3 protein-coding genes are annotated in these 3832 nt (G+C 65.6%); 2 read left to right on the top strand and 1 reads right to left on the bottom strand.

Annotated elements, in window-relative coordinates; translation table 11 throughout:
* Positions 1 to 104: 104 nt before the first annotated feature.
* Entirely contained in the window at positions 105 to 1928 is a 1824-nt protein-coding gene (locus tag ACY693_RS16470; protein ID WP_462322897.1) for a glycoside hydrolase family 15 protein, read from the top strand.
* Positions 1929 to 1974: 46 nt separating this feature from the next.
* Here ACY693_RS16470 and ACY693_RS16465 read toward each other — a convergent pair whose 3' ends face one another.
* Positions 1975 to 2406 carry a CBS domain-containing protein gene (locus tag ACY693_RS16465; protein WP_462322896.1) on the bottom strand — a complete coding sequence of 144 codons (432 nt, stop codon included), beginning with the start codon at positions 2404 to 2406 and terminating at the stop codon, positions 1975 to 1977.
* A 496-nt stretch (positions 2407 to 2902) separates the two neighbouring features.
* On the opposite strand from ACY693_RS16465, the gene ACY693_RS16460 reads away from it, so the two are divergent.
* A partial coding sequence (locus ACY693_RS16460; RefSeq protein ID WP_462322895.1) for an efflux RND transporter periplasmic adaptor subunit occupies positions 2903 to 3832 on the top strand: 930 nt, incomplete at its 3' end.

Genomic DNA, 3832 nt, shown 5'->3' with positions numbered 1-3832 from the left:
CGATGAGGATCATCCCTGTTACCTGCTGATGGCGCGCCCCGACCGCGAGCAGCTGGACCCAAGCCCCTGTGGGAAAGCAGCCTCCAACCAAGCAGCGTCCAATGATGAGCGACCGCCCGATTGCAGACTACGCCTTGATCTCCGACCGCCATGGCGCCGCGTTGGTCGGCCGCAATGGCAGCATCGACTGGCTCTGCCTGCCGCGCTTTGACGCGCCGGCGCAGCTGAGCGGACTGCTCGGCGCCGACTGTGGTCATTTCCGCATCGCGCCGTCGAGCCTCGGGACAGTCGAGATCGAGCGTCGCTATGTCCCCGAGTCGCTCGTGTTGGAGACCCTCTTCCACTGCAGCGAGGGCCGAGTGATGCTGCGCGACGCCCTGGCGACCGGAGAGGAGGATCAGGCCGATCACCTCGGCCGCGGCGCACCCCATCGGGTTCTGCGCGAGCTGCACTGCCTCGAGGGCCAAGTGCCCATCGCGATCGACTATGCGCCACGGCCCGAATACGGGCTGATCCGGCCGTTGCTCGAGCCGGTCGAAGGCGGCATCGCCACTCGCGGCGGGGCCTCGATCCTGCGGCTGAGCTCCGATGTCCCCTTGGCGGTGGAGGACTGCAGCGCCCGTGCCCGGTTCAGGCTCAACCGAGGCGAGCGCATCGGCCTCGCGCTCCAGCACGGTAGCACCGCGACCGGTCTACCCGAGCGCATCCTGCCCGATGCGATCCACGCCGAGCTCACCAAGACGATTGAGGATTGGCGCGCCTGGTCGCGCGCCCATCAAGCCTACGAGGGCCCTTGGACGGAGCTGGTCCGCCATAGTGGACGCGTGCTCCATGGACTGATCTATGAGCCGACCGGTGCCATCATCGCCGCGCCGACCACCTCGCTTGCCACCTGCATCGGCGGCAGCCGTAACTGGGATTACCGCTACAGCTGGGTCCGCGACGCGAGCCTGACGCTGGATGCGCTCTGGGTCGCAGCCTGCCCGACCGAGGCCCATCGCTTCTTCGACTTCCTCGGCGCCACTGCGCTGATCCAGGTCCGCGAGCACGGTAATCTGCAGGTGCTATTCGGGATCGAGGGCGAGCATGATCTCAGCGAGCGCGAGCTGTCGCATCTGCCCGGTTGGCGCAACAGTGCTCCGGTGCGCATCGGCAATGCCGCCTGGAGCCAACGCCAGCTCGATGTCTACGGCGAGGTGATGACCGCCGCCTATCGCGTCCGCGAGCAACTGCAAGGGCTGGGCGATGCCGGCCGCCGCTTCCTCGTCGAGATTGCCGACGCCGCTGCTGCGCGTTGGCAGGAGAAGGACCACGGCATCTGGGAGATGCGCACGCCAGCGCGGCACTATCTGCACTCGAAATTGATGTGCTGGGCGGCACTGGATCGGGCGATCGCGATGGCCGACGACCTCGGCGCCGAGCACCGGATCGATGCGTGGCGGACTGCCTGCGCCCAGATCCGCAGTGCCATCCTCGAGCGGGGCTGGAGCGCCCATGCTGGCGCATACACCCAGACCTTCGGCGCCAACCATCTTGATGCAGCCGTGTTGATGATGCCGATCGTCGGCTTTCTACCGGCCGATGATCCAGGTGTGCTCGCGACCCTCGATGCCATCGAGGACCAGTTGACCGACGCCAACGGGCTGGTTTACCGCTACCAGGTGGCCGATGGGCTCGACGGCGGCGAAGGGCCGTTCTTGGTCTGCACCTTTTGGCTCGCCCAGGCCCGCGCCATGGCAGGCCAGGTGGAGCAAGCGCGCGCCATCTTCGAGCGCGCTGCTGGCTGCGTCAACGACGTCGGATTACTCTCGGAGCAGGTGGTACCGAACGGCACCGAGCTGTTGGGCAACTTCCCGCAGGCCTTCAGTCATATTGGACTGGTCAACGCCGCCCATGCGATCCAGCAGGCCGAGCGCCAGCGAGCCTGATGGCTGATCAGTCCTTCTGACTTGACCTAACGCCTGTACCTAGCGCCTAGCGCCGGTCGCCGCGGACGCGTTCATTCCACTCCGGCTCGGGGCCAGCACTAGAGGCCGTCTCGGAGGCGGTCAGCAGCCCCACCAGATCGATCATGCCGACGAGACGCGGGCCTGGCTCGATGACGAAGAGCGTGTTGACCCGTTTGCGCATCATCAGCTGCCGCGCCTCGTCGAGTGATGCCTCGGGCGGGCAGCTCACCGGCTCGCGCCGCATCAGCATACGCACGCTCGCGCGCGTCGGATCAAGCTCACCGTTGACGGCTCGGGTAGCCACGTCCAGCGAGTCGAGGGCACCGACCAAGAGACCTTGATCGACCACGGGCAAGCTACAGCATCCGGTCTCGCCGAATCGGCTCGCGGCCGCGGCTAAGGTGCTTTCCGGATCGACAACGGGAAAGTCGGTCCGCATCGCGTTGATCAATGTCATTAGAAGCTCCAGGGCAATTCAGCCTTTCTGGCGTTCTGGCGTTCTGGAGTTGCAGCAACTTTGGTGCCGAGGCCGAGCCCGACCCCAACAGCGACACGGCGCCGCTGAAGCCAGCATACAGGTTGTTATCAGCCGCGGCCTGGCTCAAATGCACCACGCCGACCACGAACGCTGAGCGCCAGAAGCCCCAGAACGGGAACCCCAGAACAGCCAGACGCCCCAGTACCTTGCCAGCGCAGCGGCAGATCAACCCGCTGCCGGGTCCACATGCAAAGACAGGCACGGGAGTTGCGGCAACCCAGGCTAGAGAAAGACCAGTCACAGAGACGAACTGCCGGCAGAGGTCACTAAGGTGCCAATATCAAAAGCAGGCAAGCTTGCCCTGCTGGGTCTTGTCGTTGCCGGCATCCTTGCCCTGGGGTGGTGGCATCGCACAACGCTGCTCGGGCTCTTTCAAGCAGGTCCTCCTGCAGATCGTGGTCGCCCACCCCCTTTGGTGGAGGTCGCGCCCGTCCAACGCCGCGAGATCGAAACGCGGCTCCAGGCGACTGGCACCCTAAAGGCCGCTGAAACGGTGACGATCACCGCACGCTCGCGGGGACGCGTTGATGCCGTATTGGTCACGGAGGGCGAGAGCGTCGCCAAGCATCAGGCTCTGGTACTGCTCGAGCGTGACCGCGCTCTGGCTCGGGTGCAAGAAGCAGCCGCTCGCGTCTCGCAAACAGCTCGTCAATTCGAGCGCTTGGAAACGCTGGATGCCGAGTCCTTCGTCTCCGAGACCGAGCTTGAGCAAGCGCGGGCAACCGCCAGCGAGGCTCGCGCTGCGTTGCGCGTCAGCAACGAGGATCTCGCCGACCGGATCATCGAGGCACCCTTCGACGGGCTTGTCGGACGGCGACAGGTCAGCCCGGGCGCGTTGCTCGAGCCGGGCTCGCCGGTCGCATCGCTTAGCCGCATCACGCCGCTCGACCTGCTGCTCGATGTACCCGGTGTCGAGCTCGCGCGCATCCGCAACGGACAGGCGGTCTTGGCCGAGACGCCCGCGTATCCGCAGCAGCGTTTCCAAGGCCGCGTGACCTTCGTCGCACCCGAGGTCGCCGAGGCCACGCGGACCTTAGCGCTCGAAGCAACCTTCGACAACAGTGATCGTCGGCTCAAGCCCGGCATGTTCATGACGGCCGAGCTGGTCACCGAGCACCGCACGATCCTGCGTGTGCCCGAGGCTGCGGTGATTGCTGAGGGGCCATCTGAGCATCTATTCATCGTCAAGACCACGGAGGCTGGAACTCGGATACAGAGCGCCACTGCCAATCAGGATCAGGATCAGGATCAGGACCAGGACCAGGATCAGGAGCGGGTGCAGGATCAGGAACGGGTGCAGGACCAGAATCAGGAAGGATCTCGGCAGCAGGATGGGTCTCCGGAG

This window comes from Halochromatium sp. (assembly GCF_054919635.1).
The sequence above is the reverse complement of the archived record's forward strand: the minus strand, read 5'-3'. Positions and strand labels throughout refer to the sequence as shown.

What these genes read in the sequence shown, in the direction of transcription:
- ACY693_RS16470 (WP_462322897.1), top strand. Translation starts at nt 105, where the DNA reads ATGAGCGACCGCCCGATTGCAGACTACGCCTTGATCTCCGACCGCCAT.
- ACY693_RS16465 (WP_462322896.1), bottom strand. Translation starts at nt 2,406, where the DNA reads ATGACATTGATCAACGCGATGCGGACCGACTTTCCCGTTGTCGATCCG.